Source organism: Streptomyces sp. NPDC058274, assembly GCF_042881375.1.
In the GTDB taxonomy this organism is placed as follows: domain Bacteria; phylum Actinomycetota; class Actinomycetes; order Streptomycetales; family Streptomycetaceae; genus Streptomyces.
This window is the reverse complement of the sequence record NZ_JBHVXW010000012.1, coordinates 30,796-57,137: the sequence shown is the minus strand read 5'-3', so window position 1 is coordinate 57,137 and position 26,342 is coordinate 30,796. Positions and strand designations below refer to the sequence as shown.

Annotated in this window: 25 protein-coding genes and 1 pseudogene; 6 read left to right on the top strand and 20 right to left on the bottom strand. The window is 72.2% G+C overall.

Going from position 1 to position 26,342, the window contains the following annotated elements:
- Positions 1-161: 161 nt before the first annotated feature.
- Positions 162-1,208, bottom strand: a complete 1,047-nt coding sequence (locus ACFVYF_RS23295) for a DUF4349 domain-containing protein (protein ID WP_389458136.1) — start codon at positions 1,206-1,208, stop codon at positions 162-164.
- A gap of 158 nt (positions 1,209-1,366) precedes the next feature.
- On the opposite strand from ACFVYF_RS23295, the gene hemG reads away from it, so the two are divergent.
- Both hemG and hemQ read left to right on the top strand, forming a co-directional pair.
- Positions 1,367-2,971: a protoporphyrinogen oxidase gene (gene hemG, locus ACFVYF_RS23290; RefSeq protein WP_389458134.1), complete on the top strand. Its 1,605-nt coding sequence runs from the start codon at positions 1,367-1,369 to the stop codon at positions 2,969-2,971.
- A gap of 4 nt (positions 2,972-2,975) precedes the next feature.
- Complete coding sequence (gene hemQ, locus ACFVYF_RS23285) at positions 2,976-3,695, top strand: hydrogen peroxide-dependent heme synthase (protein WP_389458131.1); 720 nt, start codon at positions 2,976-2,978, stop codon at positions 3,693-3,695.
- On the opposite strand, the gene ACFVYF_RS23280 is transcribed toward hemQ, so the two are convergent.
- The 19 genes and pseudogenes from ACFVYF_RS23280 to zapE all read right to left on the bottom strand — a co-directional run bounded on the left by ACFVYF_RS23280 (position 3,696) and on the right by zapE (position 22,829).
- Complete coding sequence (locus tag ACFVYF_RS23280; RefSeq protein WP_389458129.1) at positions 3,696-5,342, bottom strand: alpha/beta hydrolase; 1,647 nt, start codon at positions 5,340-5,342, stop codon at positions 3,696-3,698.
- Positions 5,343-5,449: 107 nt separating this feature from the next.
- Entirely contained in the window at positions 5,450-6,214 is a 765-nt protein-coding gene (locus ACFVYF_RS23275; protein ID WP_389458127.1) for a TIGR04222 domain-containing membrane protein, read from the bottom strand.
- 121 nt (positions 6,215-6,335) lie between these two features.
- Entirely contained in the window at positions 6,336-7,112 is a 777-nt protein-coding gene (locus tag ACFVYF_RS23270) for a DUF4142 domain-containing protein (protein ID WP_389458126.1), read from the bottom strand.
- A gap of 321 nt (positions 7,113-7,433) precedes the next feature.
- On the bottom strand, positions 7,434-8,762 hold the full coding sequence (locus ACFVYF_RS23265; protein ID WP_389458124.1) for a DUF692 domain-containing protein: 1,329 nt from the start codon (positions 8,760-8,762) through the stop codon (positions 7,434-7,436).
- A 256-nt stretch (positions 8,763-9,018) separates the two neighbouring features.
- The gene (locus ACFVYF_RS23260) at positions 9,019-9,810 is read right to left on the bottom strand and encodes a DUF4142 domain-containing protein (RefSeq protein WP_389458122.1); all 792 of its coding nucleotides are present in this window, start codon (positions 9,808-9,810) and stop codon (positions 9,019-9,021) included.
- 131 nt (positions 9,811-9,941) lie between these two features.
- On the bottom strand, positions 9,942-10,550 hold the full coding sequence (locus ACFVYF_RS23255; RefSeq protein WP_389458120.1) for a TIGR03086 family metal-binding protein: 609 nt from the start codon (positions 10,548-10,550) through the stop codon (positions 9,942-9,944).
- Positions 10,551-10,578: 28 nt separating this feature from the next.
- Positions 10,579-10,989: a hypothetical protein gene (locus tag ACFVYF_RS23250; RefSeq protein ID WP_389458118.1), complete on the bottom strand. Its 411-nt coding sequence runs from the start codon at positions 10,987-10,989 to the stop codon at positions 10,579-10,581.
- A gap of 114 nt (positions 10,990-11,103) precedes the next feature.
- Positions 11,104-11,751 (bottom strand): TetR/AcrR family transcriptional regulator, encoded by a 648-nt coding sequence (locus tag ACFVYF_RS23245; protein ID WP_389458115.1) that lies wholly within the window; start codon positions 11,749-11,751, stop codon positions 11,104-11,106.
- A gap of 180 nt (positions 11,752-11,931) precedes the next feature.
- Positions 11,932-12,660: a peptidyl-tRNA hydrolase gene (locus ACFVYF_RS23240; protein WP_389458113.1), complete on the bottom strand. Its 729-nt coding sequence runs from the start codon at positions 12,658-12,660 to the stop codon at positions 11,932-11,934.
- Positions 12,661-12,728: 68 nt separating this feature from the next.
- Complete coding sequence (locus tag ACFVYF_RS23235; protein WP_389458111.1) at positions 12,729-12,914, bottom strand: hypothetical protein; 186 nt, start codon at positions 12,912-12,914, stop codon at positions 12,729-12,731.
- An 85-nt stretch (positions 12,915-12,999) separates the two neighbouring features.
- Positions 13,000-13,860, bottom strand: coding sequence for a polysaccharide deacetylase family protein (locus tag ACFVYF_RS23230; RefSeq protein WP_389458109.1), 861 nt, complete (start codon positions 13,858-13,860; stop codon positions 13,000-13,002).
- 91 nt (positions 13,861-13,951) lie between these two features.
- The gene (locus ACFVYF_RS23225; RefSeq protein ID WP_389458337.1) at positions 13,952-14,779 is read right to left on the bottom strand and encodes a PPK2 family polyphosphate kinase; all 828 of its coding nucleotides are present in this window, start codon (positions 14,777-14,779) and stop codon (positions 13,952-13,954) included.
- A gap of 136 nt (positions 14,780-14,915) precedes the next feature.
- Positions 14,916-16,157 (bottom strand): annotated as a pseudogene (gene thrS / locus ACFVYF_RS23220) (threonine--tRNA ligase); the annotation flags it as partial.
- Between the two features lie 222 nt (positions 16,158-16,379).
- Entirely contained in the window at positions 16,380-17,747 is a 1,368-nt protein-coding gene (locus ACFVYF_RS23215; protein WP_389458107.1) for a PhoX family protein, read from the bottom strand.
- A gap of 105 nt (positions 17,748-17,852) precedes the next feature.
- Positions 17,853-18,860: an SPFH domain-containing protein gene (locus ACFVYF_RS23210; protein ID WP_389458105.1), complete on the bottom strand. Its 1,008-nt coding sequence runs from the start codon at positions 18,858-18,860 to the stop codon at positions 17,853-17,855.
- Positions 18,861-19,030: 170 nt separating this feature from the next.
- Complete coding sequence (locus ACFVYF_RS23205) at positions 19,031-20,503, bottom strand: SulP family inorganic anion transporter (RefSeq protein ID WP_389458103.1); 1,473 nt, start codon at positions 20,501-20,503, stop codon at positions 19,031-19,033.
- Positions 20,504-20,511: 8 nt separating this feature from the next.
- On the bottom strand, positions 20,512-21,087 hold the full coding sequence (locus ACFVYF_RS23200) for a carbonic anhydrase (RefSeq protein WP_389458101.1): 576 nt from the start codon (positions 21,085-21,087) through the stop codon (positions 20,512-20,514).
- 71 nt (positions 21,088-21,158) lie between these two features.
- Positions 21,159-21,497: a hypothetical protein gene (locus ACFVYF_RS23195; RefSeq protein WP_389458099.1), complete on the bottom strand. Its 339-nt coding sequence runs from the start codon at positions 21,495-21,497 to the stop codon at positions 21,159-21,161.
- A gap of 189 nt (positions 21,498-21,686) precedes the next feature.
- Positions 21,687-22,829 (bottom strand): cell division protein ZapE, encoded by a 1,143-nt coding sequence (zapE, locus tag ACFVYF_RS23190; protein WP_389458097.1) that lies wholly within the window; start codon positions 22,827-22,829, stop codon positions 21,687-21,689.
- Between zapE and ACFVYF_RS23185 the strand changes: the two genes are divergently transcribed.
- From ACFVYF_RS23185 to msrB, 4 genes are all read left to right on the top strand, one after another.
- Complete coding sequence (locus tag ACFVYF_RS23185; protein ID WP_389458095.1) at positions 22,828-23,622, top strand: pyrimidine reductase family protein; 795 nt, start codon at positions 22,828-22,830, stop codon at positions 23,620-23,622. The genes zapE and ACFVYF_RS23185 overlap by 2 nt on opposite strands.
- A gap of 260 nt (positions 23,623-23,882) precedes the next feature.
- Positions 23,883-24,356, top strand: a complete 474-nt coding sequence (locus ACFVYF_RS23180) for an indole-3-glycerol phosphate synthase (RefSeq protein ID WP_389458093.1) — start codon at positions 23,883-23,885, stop codon at positions 24,354-24,356.
- Positions 24,357-24,402: 46 nt separating this feature from the next.
- Positions 24,403-25,791: a UDP-N-acetylmuramate--L-alanine ligase gene (murC, locus tag ACFVYF_RS23175; protein ID WP_389458091.1), complete on the top strand. Its 1,389-nt coding sequence runs from the start codon at positions 24,403-24,405 to the stop codon at positions 25,789-25,791.
- Between the two features lie 28 nt (positions 25,792-25,819).
- On the top strand, positions 25,820-26,227 hold the full coding sequence (msrB, locus tag ACFVYF_RS23170; protein ID WP_389458089.1) for a peptide-methionine (R)-S-oxide reductase MsrB: 408 nt from the start codon (positions 25,820-25,822) through the stop codon (positions 26,225-26,227).
- The last annotated feature ends 115 nt before the right edge of the window (positions 26,228-26,342 follow it).

Here is a 26,342-nt window from a genome sequence, read left to right as displayed (position 1 = left end):
ATCCCCCCCCCCACCACCCCCACTAACACCGCCGGGCCGCCCCCCCCCTGAGGGGGGCCCGGCCCGGGGGCCACTACCCCCCCCGCGTCGCCGCCGATCACGACCAGTCGCTCTTTCGTACGGCTCATGCTCATGCGAACACGCTACGGGGACGCGGCATTTCAGTCCTGCTCGCCCCGCGCCTCCTGCTCGCCGCGCGCCACCCCCTGCTTCCGGGCCGGTGGGACGGGCGGGGCGACCGGCAGCGCGCCGGCCCCTGTGTCCGTTCCACGGGCCCCCGTGCCGGCCGCCGTCGCGGGTGCCGGGCGGTGCGCCGCCGTACGGGGGCGCACGAAACGCAGCCACACCAGGACGAGCAGCGCCACGCCCGCCGCGAACGGGAGCACCGCGCCGAGCGCCATCGCGATCCAGCGCAGCATCGTGACGAACGCGTGCCAGCCACCAAAGAGCGCGTCCACGAACCCCGGGTCCTCGTCCTTCTCCGCCTTCTTCACCGCGGTCTCGGTGAGGGACAGGGTGATCGTCGCCAGGCTGGTGCGGTCCTTCAGGGAGGCCTGCTGGGCGAGCAGGGACTCCAGGTCGGCCTGACGGCTGCTCAGCTCGCCCTCCAGGGTGACCACATCGCCGAGCTTGGTGGCCTGGTCCATCAGCTCGCGGATCCGGGCCACGCTGGCGCGCTGGGTCTTGATCCGGCTGTCCACGTCGACGACCTGGTCGGTGACGTCCTGCGCCTTGGCCGTACGTTCGAGGAGCTTGCCCGAGCCCTCCAGTTCGGTGAGCACCTCCTCGTACCGGTCGGTGGGCACGCGAAGGATCATCCGGGTGCGCTCGCGGCCCTGGCCGTCCCGGGTGGTCGTCTCGTCGCCGACGAAGCCGCCCGCGCTCTCGGCCGTGGTGCGGGCGCCGTCCAGCGCGTCGGGAACGTCCTTGACCCGCACGGTCAGGGAGGCGGTACGGATGATGTGGCTCGCGGTGACCTTGGGCGGGGCACTGGCCTTGGCGCCGCCGCTCCGGCTGCTGTCCGCGGCACCCGCCCCGTCCTCCTGGGAACCCGGGGCGGCCCCCTTGGCGTCGGCGTCGCTCCGGCTCACCGAGTCGGCGCTGCTCCCGCCCGAGTCATTGGCGCTGCACCCCGTCAGTGCGAGAGCCGCGGCGAGCAGCACTCCTGCCAGGGCCTGAACAGGTCGTACCGAACGTCGAGTCTGCATCTGGGCATCCCCCCGGGTGTTGTGATGACTGACGTTCCTTCGACGCCCGGCCGCCCTGAGACGTTGGCCGGGTCCGGTCCCGATGCGGTCACGGTCAGGACTCGTGGAGGACACCGGGCCCCCGCGGGACTGTCGGTGGGGTCTGCGAAAGTGGAGACATGCGCGCACAGGAGACTCGTACGGGTACGGGGCAGGTCGTCGTCATCGGCGGCGGGATCGCCGGGCTGGCCGCCGCCCACCGGCTGCTGGACGCGGGTGTGCGCGTGACCGTCCTGGAGTCCTCGGACCGCGTGGGCGGCAAGTTGCTGCCCGGCGAGATCGCGGGCGCCCGGGTCGACCTGGGCGCCGAGTCGATGCTCGCGCGGCGGCCCGAAGCCCTCGCCCTCGCCCGCGAGGCGGGCCTCGCCGACCACCTCCGCCCGCCGGCCACGTCGACGGCGTCGATCTGGACCCGCGGTGCCCTGCGCCCCATGCCCAAGGGACATGTCATGGGTGTCCCGGGCACCGCCTCCGCCCTCTCCGGGCTGCTCTCCGAGGAGGGCCTGCGGCGCATCGAGCGGGACGCCGATCTGCCGCGCACGGAGGTCGGTGACGACGTGGCGGTGGGGGAGTTCGTCGCCGCGCGGCTCGGCCGTGAGGTCGTGGACCGCCTGGTCGAACCGCTGCTGGGCGGTGTCTACGCCGGCGACGCGTACCGCCTCTCGATGCGCTCGGCGGTCCCGCAGCTCTTCCAGGCCGCCCGCACGCACGACTCGCTGACGGAGGCCGTCCGCGAGATCCAGGCCCGGGCCGCCGGCGCCCAGCAGCCGGGGCCGGTATTCATGGGCATCGAGGGCGGTGTGGGCCAACTGCCGCTCGCGGTCGCCGAGTCGGTGCGCGCGCGGGGCGCCGAGATCGTCACCGGCGCGCCGGTGACGGAGCTGCGCAGAGTCGCGGCACCCAGGGGCGGGGGCGGTCCGCAGAGCACCGCCCTCGAACCGCAGGGGCCGCGGGCCTCCGTGCCCGGCGGCTCCCGCGAGCCCGGCTCCGGTCACCCCGGCTCCGCGCGCACGCCCGCCGCTGCCGGCGGCACGGAGCCGCACGCCCGCTGGCGAGTCGTCGCCGGCGGCCGCGTCCTGCACGCCGATGCCGTCGTCCTCGCGCTGCCCGCCCCGGCCGCCGCCACGCTGCTGCGCGCCGAGGCGCCCGCCGCCGCGGCCGAGCTGGCCGCCGTCGAGTACGCGTCGATGGCGCTCATCACCCTCGCCTACCGCCGCGCTGACCTCGCCCTCCCCGAAGGGAGCGGTTTCCTGGTGCCGCCCGTCGACGGGCGCACGATCAAGGCGGCCACCTTCGCCTCCCGGAAGTGGGGCTGGATCGCCGAGGAGAACCCGGACCTGCTGGTCCTGCGGACGTCCGTCGGCCGCTATCAGGAGACCGAGATCCTCGGGCGGGACGACGAGCACCTGGTGGACGTCTCCCGGCACGACCTGCGGGAAGCCACCGGCCTGGCCGCGGCGCCCGTCGCGACCCGCGTCACGCGCTGGGACGACGGCCTCCCGCAGTACCCCGTCGGGCACCACGCGCGCGTGGCCCGCGTCCGCGAACACGTCGGCAAGCTCCCGGGCCTCGCGGTCTGCGGAGCGGCGTACGACGGCGTCGGGATCCCGGCCTGTATCGCGAGCGCCTACGCGGCCGTGGACCAGCTGCGCGGCGACCGCGGCGGACTGGACGAGCTGACCGCCAACCCGGTGCAGAGTCTGCACGGCGGCGCGGGAGAATAGCCCCATGAGTGACGACGCCCCCGCCAAGATCCCGAACAAGGGCAAGCTGGCCAAGGACCTCAACGAGGTCATCCGCTACACGCTGTGGTCCGTCTTCAAGCTGCGTGAGGTCCTGCCCGAGGACCGCGCGGGCTACGCCGACGAGGTCCAGGAGCTGTTCGACCAGCTCGCCGCCAAGGACGTGACCATCCGCGGCACGTACGACGTCTCGGGTCTGCGCGCCGACGCGGACCTGATGATCTGGTGGCACGCCGAGACCAGCGACCAGCTCCAGGAGGCGTACAACCTCTTCCGGCGCACCAAGCTGGGCCGCGCCCTGGAGCCGGTGTGGTCGAACATGGCGCTGCACCGCCCCGCCGAGTTCAACCGCTCGCACGTCCCGGCGTTCCTCGCCGACGAGACGCCCCGCAACTACGTGAGCGTCTACCCCTTCGTGCGCTCGTACGACTGGTATCTGCTGCCCGACGAGGACCGCCGCCGCATGCTCGCCGACCACGGCAAGATGGCCCGTGGCTTCCCGGACGTGCGGGCCAACACCGTCGCCTCGTTCTCCCTCGGCGACTACGAGTGGCTCCTCGCCTTCGAGGCCGACGAGCTGTACCGCATTGTCGACCTCATGCGTCACCTGCGTGCTTCCGAGGCCCGGATGCACGTCCGCGAAGAGGTCCCGTTCTACACCGGCCGCCGCAAGGACCTCACCGAGCTGGTCGCGGGACTCGCCTGATCAGCGCACCGCCGGATGCCGGGAGGCCTTCTTCGCACGGTCTCCCGGCGCCAGTGGCTTCGGCTCCGCGTGCGGCGCGCACACCGCGTCCCCCTCCGGCAGGCGCCCGTCCAGGAGATACGCGTCGAGGTGGCCGTTGACGCACCGGTTGGCGCCGCCCCCGATGCCGTGCGCGCCCGCGTCCCGCTCGGTCACCAGCACCGAGTCCGACAGCCGCCGGTGCAGCTCCAGAGCACCGTCGTACGGCGTGGCCGCGTCCCGCTCGGCCGCCAGGATCAGCGTGGGCGGCAGCTCACCGGGGGCGGTCCGCACATCGAGCGGCTGCTGCCGCGGCCCGGGCCAGTACGCGCACGGAAGATTCGTCCACACGTTGTCCCAGGTCTCGAAGGGCGCCACGCGCGCGAGGGCCGTGTTGTCGCGGTCCCAGACGCTCCAGTCCGTCGGCCACGAGGCGTCGTTGCACTCGACGGCCGTGTAGACCGCGTTGCCGTTCTCCTGGTCGGCCGCTGCCTCCGGGTGCGGCCCCGCCTGCTGGATGAGCGGCTTCGGGTCGCCCTTCAGATACGCGGACAGGGCCTGCGCACGCGAGGGCCAGTAGTCGTCGTAGTAGCCGGTCTGCAGGAACGCCCCCTGCAGCTGTGCGGGGCCCACCTTGCCGCCCGCCGGCTCGGCGGCGAGCTGCGCCCGCGCCTTCTCGTAGCTGCGCAGGACGTCGGCGGAGGACCTGCCGAGGCCGTACACCTTGTCGTGCCGGGCGACCCACGCGCGGAAGTCCGACCAGCGCCGCTCGAAGGCGACCGACTGGTCGAGGTTGTTCTGGTACCAGATCCCGTCCGGCTCGGGGTTCACCGCCGAGTCGAAGACCATGCGCCCCACGTGCGAGGGGAACAGCGTCGCGTAGAGCGCTCCGAAGTAGGTGCCGTACGACGCCCCCATGAAGGTCAGCTTCCGCTCACCGAGTGCGGCGCGCAGCACATCGAGGTCGCGGGCGTTGTTCAGCGACGTGTAGTGCCGCAGCGCGCTTCCCCCGTGCCGGACACAGCCGCGCACATAGGCCTTGGCCTCGGCGATGCGTTCCTTCTTGTACGACTCCGAGGGCGATGCCGGCGACTGCGCGGGGCCCCTCAGGAGGCGCTTGGGGTCCTGGCAGGAGAGCGGGGCCGAGCGGCCGACTCCGCGCGGGGCGTAGCCGACGAGGTCGTAGGCCGCGCCGATGCGCTTCCACTCGGGGAGCATGGACGCCAGCGGGAAGTACATGCCGGAGGCGCCGGGGCCGCCGGGGTTGTAGACGAGGGAGCCCTTGCGGGGGACCCTCCGCTTGGAGTTGTGCGGGTCCTTGCCGGACGCCTTCACCCGGCTGACGGTCAGCTTGATCTGCTTGCCGCCGGGGTGCGCGTAGTCGAGCGGCACCGTGACCGTGCCGCACTGCAGACTGCCCGGCACTTCCTGGTCCTTGGCGCAGACACCGAACCGGATGCCGGCGGCCGCGGCACGCCGGGCGGCCTCCGCGGTACCGCGTGCCTCGGCCGAGTCGGCGAAGAGCGGCCTGGCGGGGGCGGCGCCCGCGGGCGGTCCCCCCGCCGGTGCGGCGACGAGGGCGCTCAGGAGCACGGACCCGGCGGTTGAACAGAGGGCGATTGCTCTCATCGCGTATCCCTTCGGTGCGCGGCAGCGACAAAAGGGATGTTTGGTTCGGCGGTCGGCGAAGTAAAGCACCGGGCGCCGGTGTCGGCCCCAATGCTCCGATGCGCCCCCTAGAGATGCCGCTCGCGGTGGGCGAAGGCCGCACGCAGATCCGGCTCGGCGACCGCGCGGACACCGCGTACGGCGACGGAGGTGAGGTACGCGCGGTCGTCGCCGGCGGCATGCCGGGACAGGGTGGCGAGCAGCCGCTGCCCGGCGGGGGAGGCCCAGCGCGTGTAGGGGTGCACCTCGACCCGTGCGATGGCCAGGCAGCTCAGCGTGAGGATCAGGGGGAGCAGGAACCAGGCGGCGACCGGGCCCTGGCCCTCGGTGGCCTGGCCGGGGAGCAGCAGCGCGACCACGCCCAGGGCGGCGACGGCGGCCGCGGCGGCCTGGACCTGGCGGACGGCGCCGGCCACGGAGGTGCGGGCGCCGTCGGGCACGGCGAGCCCCGCCGCGACGAGACGCTCGGCCAGCCGGCGCACGGAGTCGGCCGCCGCGGTGGTCCGGCGGACCGGCGCTATCGGCGACTGTCCCGCCGGGCCTATCGCGCCCAGCACCGCGCGCTCCATGTCGTCCCGCCCGTCCGGGTCCACCACGGTCGCCCAGCCGGTGTGCGCGAGCAGCAGCCGGCGCTGGCGGGCCATCGACACCAGCGTCAGCTCGGCGACCCGGGCCGGGCCGCCGGACAGGAACGCGGCCTCGTACAGCGTCAGATCGTGCCCGCGGCCCGTGGACGAGTCGACGTTCGCGGCGCGCACGGCGGCCAGGCACAGCCGGGTGCAGGCCGTAGCGGCGGCGGCCCAGGCCGGCAGCAGAAGAAGGACCCAGAACATGGCGGATTTCTATGCGACCGGAGCAGGGAGGCGCCATGCCTTATTCACTATGTGGACGCGGGGTAGTGGGTATCGGACGTTCCGTTTGCACCGCGCGTCGACCCGCCCCGCCGGACACGTCCTAATTCTGCCCGTTTTCGCCCTCCGGCCTCGGGCTGGAGGCCGCCGGCGGCAGCGGATAGCCGTCGGAGGGAGTCACGGGCACGGGAGAGCTCGGGGAGGCCGTGGGGCCCGGCGGAGCGGGGGAGTTGGTGATCGGCGGTGTGCTCGCGCCGGCCGCGTCCCGGGCGAGGGCGTCGAAGTCGACGTATCCCGTGGCCTCCAGGACCTTGATGTGGTCGAGCACGGTGGTGTTCGCGTCCTCGGCGAGATCGCGCACGAGGGAGTTGCGGGTGCCGGCGCGGACCTGGGCGACGAGGGAGAAGACCTTGCCGTGGGCCATGCGGACGATGGTCGCGAACTGGCGGTCGTAGTCCTCGCCGTGCGCCGCGTTCAGGGTGGCCAGCCACTGGCGCTGCTGATCGTTCGGCTGGCTGGGCAGTTCGAGCCCGAGCCGTGCGGCGACGTCGCGGACGCGGGCGTCGAGGAAGGTGTGGCCCTCGATGAGGTGCTCGCCGGCGGTCTGTACGGCCTTCGTGGTGCCGCGTTCCTCGGCCTGCTGTCCCGCGGGCAGCTCCCAGAGCCCGGCCAGCCGGACCTTCGTGATGAACTCCCGGTCCAGCCCGGACAGCGGACCGAAGCTCGTCGACACGGTCCCCGTGTTCAGTGCGTCGAGACCGGTGCCGGCGCGGTCCGCGTACGACCAGATCGGAAAGATCAGCGCGATGAGCGTCGCCGTCAGACCGGCGACGATGACTCCTGTTCCACTGATCAGTCCGGCGCGGTTGATGGATCGCATGGTGTCTCCTGTTGCGGCACCGCACGCCAGTGCGCTTCGGGTGCGGATTCGCATGCTACTGCGGACGCAACGCCAACTGCCGTACGAGGAGACGGGGTTCAGGGGCCGGGAACGGGTGCCGGTTCCGGTGGATTTGTCGGGCGATGTACCGCCTGAAACCGGTATAAACCGGCTCGCGGATGTCCATGCCTGCGCGCTGGTGTTAGCCCGGGCACACTCGGCGGCGAGGGCTGCAGAGCACCGTCCCGTGGTGCCGCGGCTGCCGGTTCCACGGGTCGTCCCGGCCGGCGCCGTCAGCCGTCCGCGGGGCTGCGTACCGAATCATCCGCGCAGCAGGACTCTGCGGGTGGCGCGGGCCAGCCGGGCGGCGGGGTGCTGGGAGCGGGGCGCCGGGCCGGACCGGTCCAGCCACCAGTCACGCAGCCGGCGCCGGGTCTCCGCGTCCTCGGGCCGCCCGGCGAGGAGCAGGTGCTCGGCGAAGTCCAGCGCGTCGCGCCGGTAGCCGTCGGTCATGGGGTGCCGCTGCGCGTATCCGAGGAAGGCCGTCCGGTATGCCCCTTCGAGGATCTCCGGCAGTTCCGGGGCGACCTTCGCGACGACGTCGGCGCGCTTCGCGGCGAGTGCCCGCGCCTGCACCCCCAGCCGCGCCCGGTCGAACCCCTCCGGTACGGGTGTCCCCGCGACCAGCGCGGACAGCAGCGCGGTCTGCGCGAGCCCGAGCCGCTGGCGGGTGGCGTCCGTGGCAGGGCGCTCCGCCGCCGCGCCGGGGGCCTCCCGGGCCGCCTCGCCGCCGGACCCGGCCTCGGCCGCCGCCTTCCGCGCGGTCGTCGCGATCTTCACGGTGTCCCGTATCGCCGTCAGTTCGTTCTCCAGCTCCGCCGGGTCCGGGAAGTTCTCGTCCCGTTCCAGCAGGACCCCCGGCGGGGTGACCCGGGCCGCCAGGTCCGCGAGGATGTCGAGAACCGGGCGGGGGACCGGGTGGGCGTGGCTGTCGTGCCAGACGCCGTCCCGCTCGAAGCCGCCGGCGACATGGACGTAGGCGATGGCCTCGACGGGCAGCTCGTCGAGTGCCTTGGCCGGGTCCTCGCCGCGGTTGACGTGGTTGGTGTGGAGATTGGCCACATCGATCAGCAGGCGTACGCCGGTGCGGTCGGCGAGGTCGTACAGGAACTGCCCCTCGGTCATCTCCTCGCCCGGCCAGGAGATCAGCGCCGCGATGTTCTCGACGGCGAGCGGCACCGGCAGCGCCGCCTGCGCGATGCGGATGTTCTCGCACAGGACGTCCAGCGCGTCCCGGGTGCGCGGGGCCGGCAGCAGATGTCCCGCCTCCAGCTGGGCGGACGCGGTCAGCGGGCCGCCCGCGCGGACGAACGCGATGTGTTCGGTGACGAGCGGTGAGCCCAGTGCCCCGGCCCGCTCGGCGAGCGCGGTGAGCCGGGCCCCGTCGGGGCGGTCCGCGCCGCCGAGACCGAGGGAGACGCCGTGCGGCACCACCGTGACCCCGCGCTCGCGCAGCCGCAGCAGCGACTCGGGGAGGTGCCCGGGACAGACGTTCTCCGCCACGGCCTCGACCCAGTCGATGCCGGGCATGCGCTCCACGGCGTCCGCGATCTCCGGACGCCACCCGATTCCCGTCCCCAGTTGCAGCATGTCCCTGTCCCCTCCCGCGTCCCGTCCCGGTCAGACCCTGCGTGCCGTCTCCTCACGACGGATCCCTGCGAGGCGCCGGTGTACCGGCGTGACGGTGTCATGGCCCCGGCAGCCGCGGCCGAACCCGTCGGAGGGGACGTTCAGAGCAACATTTGAGGTTCCGCCGGCCCTGACGTCAGGGCCGGCGGAACCTCAGTGGGCCGTCGGGATCACCTCACCCGCCCGTCCGGCCGGCTCATCCCCCCTCGGGCCCAGGTCACCCCACCTGGCCGTCCGGATCACCGGTCGGCTCCGGTCGGTTCGTGTTGACCTCGCCGGGCGGCGGGGGTGACGGTTTCGAGGACACATCGGGGTCGCCGCTCGCCTCCGCGGGCGGTGCCGAGGGGGGCGACACCCCGACGCTCGGCGGCGGGGGGCCGGTCGGACTGGCCGTCGCCAGGGCCGCCGTGTCGTTGGCGATGGCGTCGAAGTCGACGTTGCCGGTCTTCTCCAGCACCGTGATGTGGTCGAGCACGGTCTGGTTGGCGTCCGAGGCCAGCTGCCTCACCAGTGTGTTGCGGGTGCTGTTGCGCACCGCGCCGATGGCCGGAAAGATCTTGCCGTGCGCGGACCGCAGCAGGTTCGCGAACTTGCGCTCGTACTCCTGCCCCTGAGCCGCCGTCAGCTCGCGCAGCCAGCCCTGCTGTTGTTCGTTCGGCTGGTTCGGCAGCTCGACGCCGAGGTTGGCGGCGACGATCCGCACCCGCCTGTCGAGGTCGGTGTGGCCGACGATCAGGTGGTCGCCCGCCTCCTTGATCGCCTTGCTGGGGGCCCGTTGGATCGCCTGCTGTCCGGCCGGCAGCTCCCACAGGCCGGCGAGCCGTACGCGCACGATCAGGTCGCGGTCGGATGCGGTGAGCGGACCCCATCGGGTGTTCACCGTCCCGGCCGCCAGATTCGCCGGGCCCGTGCCCGCGCGGTCGGCGTACGACCACACGGGGAACGCGAGCGCGCCGACGGTGGCGACGAGGGCCGCGATGACGAGGGCCGTACCGTTGATACGCCGCAAATGTGCCTCCCGGGGCAGACCAACTGGTCGTTGGGAACCTGTACATGGCCAGTGCCAGGAGATACGCGGGGGACGGCTGTGATGTTCAAACCCGTCCGTACCAAAAATCTTGGACAGGATCGTACGGCGGGTCAGCGCCGCAGCGGCCACTTCTCCGGCTCCCGTCCCAACAGCCGCAGCGCCTCCTCCAGCGGGTCGGCCCCGTGGGGCACGGCGAGCGCGGGGGCGAACGCGAAGCCGGGGCCGCGGCCCGCCGGATCCGCGGGCACCCGCCGGGCGACGGCCGCCGCCGCGGCGAGCACGTGGTCCGGCAGCTCGACCCGCACACCGAGTGCGGCGGCCACGTCCCAGGCGTGCACCACGTAGTCGATGAAGTGGAAACCGAGAGCCGTCCGCCCGGGGAATCCGGCGCCGAGCTCCGGCAGGACGAACTCCCTTTCCGTCACGCCCGGTTCGGCGAAGGCGGTCAGCGCCGCTGTCGCCGCCGCCCGATACATCCGCCCCGGCTCGCTCATGTCCTCCGGCAACCGCCAGTACGCCGCGTTGCGTCCCGCTCCTCGCGCGGCCGCGGCGAACCCGTGGTGCTGGGCGGCCATATGCGCCACCAGCCGGCGCAGCGTCCACCCCGCACAGGGCGTATCCCGCTCCCAGTCGGCCCCCTCCGCCAGCTCGACGACACGCAACGACTCGTGCACGGCGATCCGGTCGAGTTCGACGATGTCCGTTTCCGTGGTGGTCATGTGCGGTCTCCTCCTGGCTGAATGGCCGCTAGCGGGCGGTGGTGTTGATCAGGTGGTCCGCGTGCGCCCAGATGTCCGCCGCGTCGAACCGCTCGGTCTCCCATCCCTCCGACCGCAGCACCCCGTGACCGTGATGGGCCCGCACGATCCGCACATGGTCGGGCCGGCCGACGAACTCCTTCAGCCCCGCCCGGCCGGTCCACACCGAGACGGAGCCCGAGCGCCGCCGGAGCGGGTCGGCCCACAGCCACATGCCGATCGCGCCAGGCGTGGCGGGCCAGGTCCGGCGAAGCCGCAGTCCGGCGAGCGCGACGGACCAGGACCGGCGGAAGGTGTCCGCGGTGAAGTCGGTGAAGCCGACCACCACCGGTTCGTCGGGAGAGCCCGTGTCGGGGCCCGGCTGCCAGGCGGAGCGGAGGATCAGTCGTCGGTGTCGCATGGCCCGAGCATAAAACTAACCGACCGATCGTGCTATTTGTTTTACGGAACGGTGTCCGGACGCCGAGCCGTCGTACGCGGTGCCTCGGCTCAACTCCCGCCGCACCTCTGCCGATCAGGAGACTTCGGGCACCAGCGAGGGATCTGTCGCCGCCATGCGCAGCCGGGAGGTGATGGCGACGCGGGCCCGGCGGTACACGGTCGTCGTCTCGTCGTGCAGCACCGAGACGGCGTTGGCCGCCTCCATCAACGCGATCAGTTCGAAGGCGAGTTGAGGCGCGTCCGTGTCGGGGCGGAGGTCCCCGGCGTCGCGTGCCTCCGTGAGGGTGCGCTCCACATGGGCGGTCCAGTCGCTCTGGGCACGTACGACCGCGTCGTGCACGGGGCCGGGCCGGGCGTCGAACTCGGCCATGACCTCGTAGAAGAAGCAGCCGCCGGGGAAGACGCGGCCCCGGGAGTAGTCCAGCCACAGCTCGCACAGCTGTCGGACCCGGGCCACTCCGGCCGGAGTCTGGGCCGCGGGCCGGATCACCTGCTCGACATGAATGCGTTTCGCCTCGCGCACCGTTGCCAGTTGCAGCTCCTGCTTGGAGCCGAAGAGCGCGAAGACCCCGCTCTTGCTGAGCTGTAGTTCGGTGGCCAGCCGCCCGACGGACAGCGCCTCGAGCCCTTCGACGGAGGCGATGTCGACCGTGCGGCGGAGGACCAGCTGGCGTGTGCGGTTCCCCCGTTCGACCCTGCCGTCCAGCCGGGTCCCGGCCATCGTGACCTCCATGCATCGCTTCAGGGATGTGCGGAAAGCCTAGCTCGCGGGGGTGGTTCAGGCGGCGAGGAGCAGGCCGGCGCTGACGCGTACGACGACGGTGGTGGACCTGCCCGGTCTGCTCACCCTCATGCGCGGCGGCCGACTGCCCCGCGAGGACCGCGGCGGCCGACTGGCGCGTCAGTTGCGCAGGGCCGGATGGTCCGCCACCACCGTGCAGGAACCCGGCGCGATCTCGGTGAAGCCCGCGTCACGGACCAACGGGAGCCCGGAGGCGAGGAGTTCGCTCCAGTCGGCCGCCGCGGCGGTGCGGACCGCGAGGGGGAAACCGGCGTCGCGCCAGGCCGCCCGCTCCTCGTCCGACAGCTCCCACCAGGCCAGTTGGGCGCCGTGGCCGGTCTGGGCCATCGCCTTGCCGGCGGACATGTCCAGGTCGGGGCTCAGCCACAGCACGGGTGTCGTCGCGTCGGCCTCGACCGGCGGCTCCGGGTCGTCGAGGTCCGTGCCGGAGACCTGGAGCCGGGCCAGCTCCTTGGGCCAGCCGTCCAACGGGACCGGCGGGAAGACACGGACCTCGGCCGCCTTGCCGGTCACCGTGATGCCGGGCAGCGCCTCGGCCCGCCGCCACTCGGCGCCGCGCGCCCGCCGGACCACCTTGCGGATCCGGGCGTCCTGCCAGTCCCGCATGAGCTGCGCCCACTCGCCGTCGCCGACCGACCGCTCGTCGCCGAGGATGGTCAGCACCGCGCGCGCGGCGGTCTCCAGCGCGTCCGTGCGCGCCGGGGGACCGGCCTTCTCGATGCGCACGACCAGGGGCAGTACGAACTGCGGGGCCTCGTCGCGCGCGGTGCGCTCGGAACGGAAGGGGCTGTCGCCGGGGGTGGGAACGGCGCTCGGGTCACTGGTCACGCCGTCCAGTCTGCCAGGCGGAAGATCGGCGCCCGTGCGAGCGGTCGCACGTACGAGCGAGGGCGCGGTCAGCCCGAACAGGCGGTGCGCTGTGCCTCCTGCCACTCGCAGACGGGGCACAGCGTGATCCCCTTCCGCGACTCCGGGTACTCGGTCGGCTTCCGGCACAGTACGCATGCGGCGAACGGCGGTCCGTCCGCCGCGGGGGCCGGGTCCAGGGCCGGTTCGGGACCGGTGCCGCAGTAGTCGCTCATGGTTCCAGCGTAAGACGGCCGCCGGAGCCGCCGGCGGCCGCGGGACCGCCCTGGCCTGTGGACGGCCCCGCCGCGGGACCGCCGCCTACGGCTGACGGTTCGTCGTCGCCCCGATCAGCTCGGACACCCGGACGAACCGGAAACCCCGCTTCCGGAGCTCGGGCACGATCGTCCGTACGGCCTCCTCGGTCACCGGAGCGGCACTGCGCGTGCAGTGCATGACGACGACGGAACCCGCCCGCACCCCGTCGAGCACCTGCCGCGCCACGGCATCCGCGTCCGTCGCGAACGCGTCCCCGCTCACCACGTCCCACTGCACGGCCGTCACACCGATCGCGCTCAGCGTGCGCAGCGCCCGCTGGTCGTAGCACCCGCCGGGGAAGCGGAAGTACGGCATCGGATCCGGCACGCCCGCCTTGCGGAAGGCGGCGTACGCGCGCTCCACGTCGGACCGCATCCGGTCCTCGCGCACGGTCGGCAGCCCGTAGCAGTCACCGGTGAAGGCGTAGTGGCTGTACGAGTGGTTGGCGACCTCGAACAGCGGGTCCCGTCCGATGTCCCGGGCCTCCCTCGGGTACTCGTCGGCCCACCGTCCCGTCATGAACACCGTGGCCGGGACCTTCAGGCCGCGCAGGGTGGCGATCAGCTGAGGATTGTCGAAGTGCTCGCCCGCCGCGGCCCGCGGCCCCTGATCCGCGGTCATGTCCGCGTCGAAGGTGAGCGCGACGGTCTTGTCCCGCGTCCGGGGACCGTTCTTGAAGACCGGGGTGAGACCGGCGGGGCCGGGGGCGAGGGTCGGATGAGCCGAGGGGGCGGTCGCCGACGGGCGCGCGGAGTGGGCCTGCGCCGACGGACGGCCGGTGTGCGGGGAGCCGGGGGCTCCGCAGGCGGCCAGGGCGGTGCCCAGGACACAGACGGCGGCAATGCGTCGTACAAGAATGATCACCGGATGAAGATATCCGGGTAAATCAGACTAATCGGCCATCGGGCGGGCGCGCCGAGCCGGTCCGAGGGCGAAGTCACCCGCCCAGCCGGATTCAGCGGTCCTTCGACAGCCGGTTGCGGCACTCCGTCACATCGAAGTCCCCCTTGGGGTACTGCGGGTCCAGCGCCTCCAGGTGTTCCAGGAGGAGCTTGCTGATCGCCCAGTTGCGGTACCACTTGCGGTCGGCGGGGACGACGTACCAGGGGGTCACCGAGCAGCGTTCGAGGGCGAGCTCGTAGGCCTCCTGGTAGGCGGGCCACAGGGCGCGCTCGTCGATGTCCCCCGGGTTGAACTTCCAGTGCTTGTCGGGGTTGTCCAGGCGTTCCAGGAGGCGGCGCCGCTGCTGCGCGTACGAGATGTGCAGGAAGCACTTGATCACGGTCACGCCGTCGTCCGCGAGGGCCTTCTCGAAGTCGTTGATCTGGCCGTAGCGGGCCTCGATCTCGGCGGGCGGCGCCAGTTCGCGGACGCGTCCGATCAGGACGTCCTCGTAGTGCGAGCGGTCGAAGATGCCGATCTCGCCGGGCTGCGGGAGCGCCCTTCTGATCCGCCAGAGGAAGGAGTGCTTGCGCTCCTGCTGGGTCGGCGCCTTGAACGACCTGATGCGGCAGCCGGACGGATTGAGGGGCCCGATGACGTGCTTGACCGTGCCCCCTTTGCCGCTGGTGTCCATGCCCTGCAGGACCAGCAGGATCCGGCGCGGGTCACCTGCCGTGGCGCCGGCCCACAGACGTTCCTGCAGGCCGGCGAGGCGTTCGCCCAGCCGGGCGGTGGCCTCGAGACCGGCGGCCTTGTGTGCGGGCCCGCCGGGCGTGCCCTCGGCGTCGTACGAGGCGAGGTCGACGCGGGCCCCCTCGGGGACGCGCAGCAGCCGGCCCACCCGGTCGGGCGCCTTCCCGGGCGCCGCATCCGGCCTGGCCTTGTCCTTCTCCTTCTTGGCCTTCTTCTTGGTCTTGGCCACCACGCACCCCTTTCCGGCTGTCTCCCTCGATCCTGCGCCGGGGGCCGGGCACCCGCTACTCGCCGGAGTCCCAGAGACCGGTGCGGTACGCGCCGACGAGGGCCCGGATGCGGCCCAGCGCCTCGGCGGCCGGCTGCGGGGCCGGCCGGCGCCCGTCGCGCAGCCGCAGGGCGACCTGGCCGGCGGCGGCCTCCCGGGCGCCGATCACCGCTTGGTACGGCACCAGCCGGGCGGCACGGACGCGGGCGCCGAGGGTGCCCTGCTCCGGGCCGGCGAGCCGGGCGCGCAGCCCCTGGTCGAGACACCGCCGGACCAGTCCCGCGGCCTGGTCGGTCTCGGCCTCGGAGACCGGGAGGACCACCAGCTGGGTGGGGGCGAGCCAGGCCGGGAAGGCGCCGCCGTGCACCTCGATGAGGTGGGCCACGGCCCGCTCCAGGCTGCCGATGACGCTGCGGTGGACCATGACCGGGCGGTGCTTGGCGCCGTCGGGGCCGATGTAGTGCAGGTCGAACCGCTCCGGCTGGTGGAAGTCGACCTGCACGGTGGACAGGGTCGACTCGCGGCCGGCCGCGTCGGTGATCTGGACGTCGATCTTGGGTCCGTAGAACGCGGCCTCGCCCTCGACCGCCTCGTACGGCTCACCCGAGCGGTCCAGTACGTCGCGCAGCAGCGCGGCGGACTTCCGCCACAGTTCGGGGCCGGCGACGTACTTGCCGCCGGGTCCCGGGAGCGAGAGACGGTAACGGGCCGGGCGGATGCCGAGCGCGGCATAGGCTGCGCGGATCAACTCCAGTGCCGCGGCGGCCTCTTCGCCGGCCTGGCCGGGGGTGCAGAAGACGTGTGCGTCGTTGAGCTGGATGGCTCGAACCCGGGTCAGCCCGCCGAGTACGCCGGACAGCTCCGAGCGGAACATGCCGCCCAACTCCGCCATTCTGAAGGGGAGTTCGCGGTAGCTGTGAGGGCGGGAGCGGTAGATGACCGCGTGATGCGGACACAGACTGGGCCGCAGGACGACCTGCTCGCCGCCCTGTTCCCCGCCGAGGTCCATGGGCGGGAACATGTCCTCGCGGTAGTGCGACCAGTGCCCGGAGATCTCGTACAGCTCCCGTTTGCCGAGGACCGGCGAGTACACGTGCTGATAGCCGGCCCGGCGCTCCGCCTCGCGCACGTACTCCTCCAGCGCGTGCCGGACGGCCGCGCCGTCCGGCAGCCAGTACGGCAGCCCGGCGCCCAGCAGGGGGTCGGTGTCGAACAGGTCCAGCTCACGGCCGAGTCTGCGGTGGTCGTTCATCGTGGTCTCCTCGCGGTGGAGCGGGCGAGTGACCGCACGGCGAAGCCCCGGGGCACTCGCCCCGGGGCTTCGGACTCAGGTCAGCAGTCAGCGCGCCGGGACACTCTCCGGCGTCGTCGTCCGTACTGCGGCGCGCTTCATGGCCGGGACCGTAGCAGGACGCGAGGGGCCCGGGCACGGGATTATTCGGCCGCGCCCCGCCCGGGTGCCGTGACCGGCGCCATCGGCCTAGCGGCGCCAGGGGCCCGTCACCGCGAAGGTCGTCCCCGGGGTGTAGCAGTTCACGTACATCGTGCGGCCGTCCGGGGAGAAGGTGACGCCGGCGAACTCGCCCCATTCCGGGGCCTCGGGCGTGCCGATGTTCTGGGCGCCGCGGGCCATCGCGTACACCTCACCGCGCCGCGTCACGCCGAAGACGTGCTGGGCGCCGTTGCCGTCCTCGCAGACCATGAGGCCGCCGCTCGGGGCGAGGCAGATGTTGTCCGGGGACTCGCCCGGGAGCTGTACGTCGGTGTCCGGGCCGAAGACGATCACCAGGGTGAGACGGCGCGCCGACGGGTCGTAGCGCCAGATCTGCCCGAAGTGATCCGCGGCCGAACCCTCCACGCTGTGCGCGAAGGAGGAGACGAAGTAGACGGACTTCCCGCCCCAGTAGCAGCCCTCCAGCTTCTGCGCGTGCGTGATGCCCTTCGGCCCGAAGTCCTGCAGCCGGACGGGGGTCTGGGTGGCGAGCGGGTCCGGTACGTCCACCCACTCGATGCCCTCGAAGGTGGCGCCCGTCTCCTGGATGGAGGACAGGTCGGGCACGCCGGGCACGCGCATCGCCTGGAGTCTGCCGCCCGCGCGCAGTGAACCGGTCCCGCCCTCGGGCTTGTTGGGCAGGAAGCGATAGAAGAGTCCGAAGGGCTTGAGGAACGCGTCCTCGGTCTCGTAGACGATCCCGCGCTTCGGGTCGACCGCGATCGCCTCGTGCTGGAAGCGGCCCATCGCCGTGAGCGGTACGGCTCCGGTGCGGCGCGGGTCGGCCGGGTCGACCTCGAAGATGAAGCCGTGGTCCTTCGTGTAGCCGTTGGTGCCGGCCTTGTCCTCGGTCTCCTCGCAGGTCAGCCAGGTACCCCAAGGCGTGGGGCCACCGGCGCAGTTGACGGCCGTACCGGCGATGGCGACGCGCTCGGACAGCACGTGCCCGTGCTTGTCCAGCGTCAGGGCCGTACAACCGCCCTTGCCCATCGGGTCGTACGTGATCCCCTCGATCGTCGGGACCGCGTACTTCGCCGTGACCCGGTTCTCGTGGTTGCGGACGAGGTGGACACCGCCGTGGGGGCCCGCGAAGGCGGACATGCCGTCGTGGTTGCTGGGTACCGTGCCCTCGCCGGACCGGAGTGGGTCGCCCTCGCGGGACAGCACCCGGTAGCGGAAACCTTCCGGCAGGTCGAGCAGGCCGTTCGGGTCGGGGATCAGCGGGCCGTAGCCGTGGTGGCCGAGGTCCTGCGCGGCGGCGGTGCCCGCGAAGAGCTCGGAGAGGTTTCCGGCGAAGGCGATCGAAGCGCCCAGCACACCGGTGCGCGCGAGCATCTGACGTCGTGTTGCGGACATGGGGCAACCTTCCTGCTGGCGGACAGGATTGTGACCCGCCTGTGTGTATCACGGGGGCGAGACTGCCGTAACCCGTAACACGTGTCACGTACGAAGACCGGCCGCTCAGAGCGGCTGCGGGGGAGCGGGGTCGGCGGACTGGCGGGGCGTCCGCGGGGGCTCCGGGCCGGCGGAACCGCGCGGGACGGGCGGGGACTCCGGCCCGGTGGGCTCGCCGCCGGGTGCCTGCGGAGGCTCCGCGCCGGCGGTGTCCGGCTGGTCCGGCATCCGCTCCGCCTGGGCGGGCGCCTGCCCAGGCGCCGACGGGTCCTGCGGTACGGGCGCCGGCGGACTCTGCGGTACGGGCCCCTGCGTCGCCTGGGCCCGTTCCAGGAAGCGGAGCAGCTCCACGGGGAAGGGCAGGACGAGGGTGGAGTTCTTCTCGGCGGCGACGGCGACCACGGTCTGCAGCAGGCGCAGTTGCAGGGCCGCGGGCTGCTCGGACATCACCCCGGCGGCCTCCGCGAGCTTCTTGGAGGCCTGGAGTTCGGCATCGGCGTTGATGATCCGGGCCCGCCGCTCACGGTCCGCCTCCGCCTGGCGGGCCATCGACCGCTTCATCGTCTCGGGCAGCGACACGTCCTTGATCTCCACCCGGTCGATCTGCACACCCCACCCGATGGCCGGACTGTCGATCATCAACTCCAGCCCCTGGTTGAGCTTTTCCCGGTTGGAGAGGAGGTCGTCGAGATCGCTCTTGCCGATGATCGAGCGCAGTGACGTCTGCGCCATCTGGGAGACCGCGAAACGGTAGTCCTCGACCTGGATGACAGCGTCGGCCGCGTCGATCACCTTGAAGTAGATGACCGCATCCACCCGGACCGTCACGTTGTCCCGGGTGATGCCGTCCTGCGCCGGCACCGGCATCGTCACGATCTGCATGTTGACCTTGCGCAGCTTGTCGACGAAGGGCACCACCAGGGTGAATCCGGGGCCGCGTGCCTGGCCCACCAGACGCCCGAGCCTGAGGACCACTCCGCGCTCGTACTGCTTCACGACCCGCGCCGCCGCCGCGACGTACACGAGACCGGCGGAGCCGGCTGCCGCGCCCGCGACCAGCAGTTCCTGGAGCATGACGACCCCCTTCCGAGGCGGCCGAATGCCTGACGCATCCACTTTACGCCGCGCGATGACGCCCTCCGGGGGTCCGGAACCGGGCGACATGGGAGGGGCCCCGGGAAAGGGCAGGGCCGGGCCCGCCGTGCGGCGGGCCCGGCCGAGGGCCGTGCGGGGGCGGATACGGGTCAGGTCACCGGCGTGACCTTCACCGGCTCGGTCCCGGCCGTGCTGTGCCGGGTCGCCCAGTTCTCCAGGGCGACCCGACAGGCGTGATCCAGGTGGTGCAGCCCGGACAGGTTCAGCTCGACCGGCCGGTCCTGCGGCAGCGCCTCCAGGCTGTCGAGGATCTTCGGCAGCCGCAGGAAGGTCGCGTTGCCCGACAGATGCGCCTGGACGGGTCCGGCCCCCTTGTCTATGACTTCGAGCCGGACGTGCGAGGCCTCCCAGGCGGTCTTGACGATGGCCAGCGCGAGCCCGATCAGCACGCCCTCGAACATGCTCACGGCGACGATGGACACGGCGGTGACGATCAGGATCAGGGCCTCGCCCCGGTGCTCGCGCCACAGTTCGGCTATCTCGCGCAGCGGGATGAGCTTGTAGCCCGCGTACACGAGGATGCCCGCGAGGGCGGGCAGCGGAATGAGGCCGAGCGCGGCCGGCAGCAACGCGGCGAAGAGCAGCAGCCAGACGCCGTGCATGACCCGGGACGCCTTCGTGCGGGCGCCGGCCTGGACGTTCGCCGCGCTGCGTACGATCACGGCGGTCATCGGCAGTGCGCCGAGCAGCCCGCAGATCGTGTTGCCCGCGCCCTGCGCCATCAGCTCCTTGTCGTACTGGGTCCGCGGCCCGTCGTGCAGCCGGTCGACGGCGGCGGCACTGAACAGGCTCTCCGCCGAGGCGATGAGCGTGAAGGCCAGGATCGTGCCGAGGAGGCTGATGCCCGCCAGTTCCCCGAAGGCGTCGAGGGGCGGCGGCTGGAGCGAACCGAGCAGTCCCCGCACCTCCACCGTGGCGACCGGCAGGGAGAACACCAGGGTGATCAGCACGGCCAGGACGACCGCGGCGAGCGGCGCCGGCACCACGCGTATCCGCTCCGGCAGCCGCCGCCACAGCACGAGGACGAAGACGGTGCCCACGCCGAGGGCGAGCGAGGCGAGCGACTCGGCGCTCCCGGCGGCCTTGACGACGGCCGCCGGCAGTCCGACGAGCTTGTCCGGGCCGGAGGCGGGAGCCGTCAGGCCCGCCATCGAGTAGAGCTGGCCCGCGATCAGGACGAGCCCGATCCCGGCCAGCATGCCCTCGACGACGGCCACCGAGATCGCGCGGAAGTAGCGCCCCAGCTTCAGGGCGCCCATGGCGAGTTGGAGCACCCCGGTGGCGAGCACGATCACCCCGAGCACCGGGAGTCCGAACTCGCGCACCGCCTCGAAGACCAGCACGGTCAGCCCCGCGGCCGGCCCCGACACCTGCAGACTGCTGCCGCGCATCAGTCCGGTGACGATACCGCCCACGATGCCGGTGACCAGCCCGAGTTCGGCCGGCACGCCGGACGCGACGGCGACGCCCACACACAGCGGCAGGGCGACGAGGAAGACGACGATCGAAGCGGCGAAGTCCTGCCGCAGATACGGGAATTTCTTGATGTGGGGGATATTCATGGCGGCACTCACAGCGCTTCGAAGGTGCCGGTGTCCGGACGGTGTTCCCGGACGGCGCCGGTGTGCACCTCGTAGTACCAGGCGTGCAGGCGTAGTTGACCATCCGTCAGCTTGTCGGCCACGCACGGGTAGGCGCGCAGCCTGAGCAGCTGGGTCAGGATGTGGCTCTGCACCGCGTCCGTCACGGCCGGGTCCTCGGCCGCTCCTTCTGGACGTGGTGTGGCGTGGGTCAGCCAGTCGCGCACGGCGGGTACGGCGGTCAGGTCGTCACCGCGCACCAGGGCGCCGACGGCACCGCAGTGCGAGTGGCCGCAGACGACCACGTCGGTGACGCCGAGCACCTCCACCGCGTACTCGATGGTGGCCGCCTCACTGGTCGGCCGGGAGGCGTACGCGGGCACGATGTTCCCGGCGGTGCGCAGCTCGAAGAGCTCGCCCGGCCGGGCACCGGTGATCAGGGCGGGGACGACGCGGGAGTCCGAGCAGGTGATGAACAAGGCCTGCGGCGACTGTCCGTGGGCCAGTGGGGCGAACTCCTCGGGGCGCTGTCCGTGCGCGCGGGCATGATCGATGAGGGGTTGCATGACAGGTCCTCCTGGCGCGCCTCGATGGCGCGTCGGCTAACAGAACGGAGTGTGGGGGGTTCACGCTCCGGTCAGCAGCGGAAGACCTGAAGTGCCGCTGGGGAATGGGCGGTCGAGGATCTCGACGCGCGCTGGTGCACGTCCGCGAGCGGGGTCACCGGGTAGGCCGAGGCCGGGTCGTGCTCCAGCAGGGAGCCCTTGGGCGGCTGGGGAACGCGGTCCTCGGTGCGGCTCCGGTCGCGGGCGGCGAGGGGCGGCGCGATCTTCTGCGGATGCTCGGCCTCGCCGCAGGAGATGACCTCGTTCGTGTGTACGGACGCGAATGCCTCATCGGGTCCGAAAAGTTGCAGAGCGAGGAGGACGACGGCGAGGACCGAGAACAGTGTGCGGCTCTTCGTACCTCGCATCATGCGCCCTCCTCCCGCTGTCTCTCCCGACACGTCAACAACCACGCTAGCGTGGCAAGTTGTTTGCAGGGTTAACTTAACGTTTCACCCTGAAGAGAGCCTGAAACGGCCGGGAAGGCGAGTGGCGGGATTTCGTCCACCGGAAGTCTCTTTCCGGACAGAGATAATCCCGTGAGGGTGAAGCGGGTCCGTTCAGACCCCTTCTACGAGCCCCTTGGCGTCCCGGGCCAGCGCGGTGAGGCGCGATATCGCACGAAAGTACTTCTTCCGGTAGCCGCCGTTCAGCATTTCCTCGCTGAAGAGGCTGTCGAAAGGCATTCCGGAGGCGAGAACCGGCACCTCGCGGTCGTAGAGCCGGTCGGCGAGCACCACGAGCCGCAGCGCGGTCGACTGGTCGGGGACCGGCTGCACATCGGTGAGGCAGACGGCCCTGAGGTCGTCGGTCAGCGCGCCGTACCGGCTGGGGTGCACGCGTGCGAGGTGGTCGAGCAGATGCGGGAAGTCGTCGAGCGAGGCCCCCGGAGTGGCGTAGGCGGCCTTCGCGACCTGTTCGTCGGAGAACGGCGCCGGGGCCTCGGGCAGCCCGCGGTGGCGGTAGTCCTCACCGTCGATGCGCAGCGGGCGGAAGTGCGCGGACAGCCCCTGGATCTCGCGCAGGAAGTCGGCTGCCGCGAACCGGCCCTCGCCGAGCTTGCCCGGCAGGGTGTTCGACGTGGCCGCGAGCGCGACCCCCGCGTCGACCAGCTTGCCGAGGAGTGTCGAGACGAGGACGGTGTCGCCCGGGTCGTCCAGCTCGAACTCGTCGATGCACAGGAGCCGGTGTCCGGAGAGCGTCTGCACGGTCTTCTGGAACCCGAGCGCGCCGACCAGGTTCGTCAGCTCCACGAACGTGCCGAAGGCCTTCAGCTCGGGCTCGGCCGGGGTCGCGTGCCACAGGGAGGCCAGCAGGTGGGTCTTGCCGACGCCGTAGCCGCCGTCGAGGTAGACCCCGCGAGGGCCGGCCGGGGCCTTCTTCGGGGCCTTCCCGAAACCGAACAGTCTCCGCTTGCCGGCGCCGGTGGCCCCCGCCCCGCCGAGCCCGGCCGCGAAGCCGCTGAGGACGTGCACGGCCTCGGTCTGGCTGGGCTGGTTCGGGTCCGGGAGGTACGTGGCGAAGCGGACCGAGTCGAAGCGCGGCGGCGGCACCATCTCGGCCACGAGCCGGTCCGCGGGGACGTGCGGCTCGCGGGCGCACAGGGACAGGGGAGCCGCTTCGGCTATCGGGCTGAGGCCGGCTGCGGCGGAGGAGGACGACACGGTTCCCCACTCTAGAGCCCGTGCCACACTGCAGGACATGCGACGCCTGTTCCCTGTGACCGACGAAACAGCAGCCCAGGCCTCGAGCGGGGCCCCTGAGACGGATGTGACGGACCGCGAATGGGGGCTCCAGGAGCTGGCGGAGGCCTACGCCTACCCGGACGTCCGCGAGCCGTGGCTGCGCGCCAACATGGTGTCCACGCTGGACGGCGCGGCCCAGCACGAGGGCCGCTCCCAGCCCATCTCCTCTGCCACCGACATGCGGATCTTCGGCACCCTGCGCGGTCTCGCGGACGTGGTGGTGGTGGGTGCGGAAACGGTACGCCAGGAGGGTTACCGCCCGGCACGCGCGCGTGAGGCCTTCGCGGCGCTCCGGGAGACCGCCGGGCAGGGCCCCGCGCCCGCCATCGCCGTGGTGAGTGCCGGCATGGACCTGGACTACTCGCTTCCGCTCTTCACCTCGCCCCTGGTGCCCACGCTGGTGCTGACCGGAGCCGCGGCGGACCCCGGCCGGGTCGCCGCCGCGGAGAAGGCCGGCGCGGAGGTGGTCTTCGCCGGGGACGGCATGGGCGTCGACCCGGCCCGCGCCGTACAGGCCCTCGGCGACCGTGGCATGACCCGGCTGCTGACCGAGGGCGGGCCGCGGCTGCTGGGCCAGCTGATCGCCGCCGGGGTGCTCGACGAGCTGTGCCTCACGCTCTCGCCGCTGCTCACGGTGGGCAGCGCCCAGCGGATCGCGGGCGGCCCCGCGCTCGCCGTACCGGCCCACTTCGAACTGGCGTCCCTGCTGGAGGAGGCCGGGTTCCTGTTCGGCCGGTACCGCCGGACCTGACACGCTGGCGGAATAGATCGTTCCGTTTCGTCTCCGCTGGGCACACTAAATCTCGCGGTACCCGTGCGATTACGGGGCAGGATGGTTTCCGCAGGGCTGCGACCCGCCCCCGGAAGCCGCGAGGCCGTGGACGGTCCACGGAATCCGCGGGGGCGCGGCACGGCCCTGGCACGGGACGAAGAGACGCAGGGACGAGGGGCCGCGCGGCCCCCGGAGGAGACAGGGCCCGAAACGGCCCTCGGAGGAGAAGGGCGCCTGTCGTGTTCACAAGCGTATTGATGATCGAGAAGGCCCTGACGTCCGCCGACGTGGAGTTCGTCACGACCTTGCACGGCGACGAGGCGGTTTCCTTCCACGTGCTGCTCCAGCCCCGCGGCGACCAGGCGGACCGCCTGCTGCGGGCCATCGACGACGTCGCCCTCGGTGAGCTGGACGAGGCGGCCCGCGAGAACGAGACGCCGGAGGGCGAAGCGGCGGCAGGGCAGGGACAGAAGGCGCTGGAGATCTCCCTGATCGCCCTGCGCGCGGCCGGCAGCGCGGCCGAGGGACGGCTGATCGAGGAGCACCCGCTGGACGCGCTCAAGGCCCTGGTCGGCGAGATCGACGCCGACGAGGTCATCGTCCTGACCGACCCGCACTACGTGGAAGAGTTCTTCCACCGTGACTGGGCCTCCCGGGCCCGCCACAAGGTGGGCGTACCGGTGCTGAAACTGTTCTCGCACAGCAAGGCATAGGCTGGCCCCCGCGTATCCGTCGTCGTACCGCTTGGGGAGAACACGCATGGCACCCGGCCTTCCTACCGCCATGGACCGACCGCACTTCATCGGGATCGGCGGAGCCGGGATGTCGGGCATCGCGAAGATCCTCGCCCAGCGCGGAGCCGAGGTGGCCGGCAGTGACGCCAAGGAGTCCGCGACCGCCGAGGCCCTGCGCGCGCTGGGCGCGACGGTGCACATCGGACACGCGGCCGGCCATCTGGCGCCCGACGCCACGTGCGTCGTCGTCTCCTCGGCGATCCGCCCGGACAACCCGGAGCTGGCCCGCGCCGCGGAGCTGGGCATCCCCGTCGTGCACCGCTCGGACGCCCTGGCCCGGCTGATGGACGGCCTGCGCCCGATCGCGGTCGCGGGCACCCACGGCAAGACGACGACGACCTCCATGCTGGCGGTGTCCCTGTCCACCCTGGGTCTCTCGCCCTCCTACGCCATCGGCGGGGACCTGGACGCCCCCGGCTCGAACGCCCTGCACGGCGAGGGCGAGATCTTCGTGGCCGAGGCCGACGAATCGGACCGCAGCTTCCACAAGTACGCGCCCGAGGTGGCGATCGTGCTGAACGTGGAGCTGGACCACCACGCCAACTACGCGTCGATCGACGAGATCTACGAGTCCTTCGAGACGTTCGCGGAAAAGATCGTCCCCGGCGGCACCCTGGTGATCAACGCGGACCACGAGGGCGCCCGCGAGCTCACGCGCCGGCTGCCGGACTCCGTGCGCACGGTGACGTACGGCGACGCGGCCGACGCCGACGTGCGGGTGCTGTCCGTCACCGCCCAGGGGCTGAAGAGCGAGGTCACGGTCGCGTTCGACGGCGCGCCGCTCACCTTCACGGTCTCCGTGCCCGGCCGGCACTACGCGCACAACGCGGTGGCGGCGCTGGCGGCGGGTGTCGCGCTCGGCATCCCGGCCGCCGAGCTGGCCCCGGCGCTGGCGTCCTACACCGGTGTGAAGCGCCGTCTCCAGCTCAAGGGCGAGGAGGCGGGCGTCCAGGTCATCGACTCCTACGCGCACCACCCGACCGAGATGACGGCGGACCTGGAGGCGATGCGCGCGGCGGCGGGCGACTCCCGCATCCTGGTCGTCTTCCAGCCCCACCTCTTCTCCCGCACCCAGGAGCTCGGCAAGGAGATGGGCGCGGCCCTGACCCTGGCGGACGCCTCCGTGGTCCTGGACATCTACCCGGCCCGCGAGGACCCGATCCCGGGCATCACGAGCGCGCTCATCATCGAGGCGGCACGGGCGGCCGGCGCGGACGTGACGCCGGTCCACGACAAGGCGGAGGTCGCGTCGGTCGTCGCGGGAATGGCGAAGCCCGGTGATCTCGTTCTCACCATGGGCGCGGGCGACGTCACGGACCTCGGCCCCGAGATCCTGACCCGCCTGTCGCAGTAGCCACCGAGTTTGTGAGGGGTTGAGCTTCATGTCGTACGACATCGAAAAGCCGGACGAGCAGTGGCGCGCGGAGCTGACCCCGGCCGAGTACACGGTGCTCCGCAAGGCCGGCACGGAACCGGCGTTCACCGGTGAGTACACCGACACCAAGACGAAGGGTGTCTACTCCTGCCGCGCCTGTGGCGCCGAACTCTTCACCTCCACGGAGAAGTTCGAGTCGCACTGCGGCTGGCCGTCCTTCTTCGACCCGAAGGACACCGACGCCGTCGAGCTGATCTCCGACCGGTCGCACGGGATGGTGCGGACCGAGGTGCGGTGCGCCCGATGCGGTTCTCACCTCGGTCATGTGTTCGAGGGTGAGGGGTACGCCACCCCGACGGATCAGCGCTACTGCATCAACTCCATCTCGTTGCGGCTGACGCCCGACGAAAGCTGATCGTCACGGGGAGCGGGAAGCCGCTCCCGCCCGGTGCGAGCGAGTGGCGGGGGGGCTCGCGGGCCTGGGCGGGGGCGGGGTGTCCCAGTGGGCGGGCGACATGGCGGAGGATGCG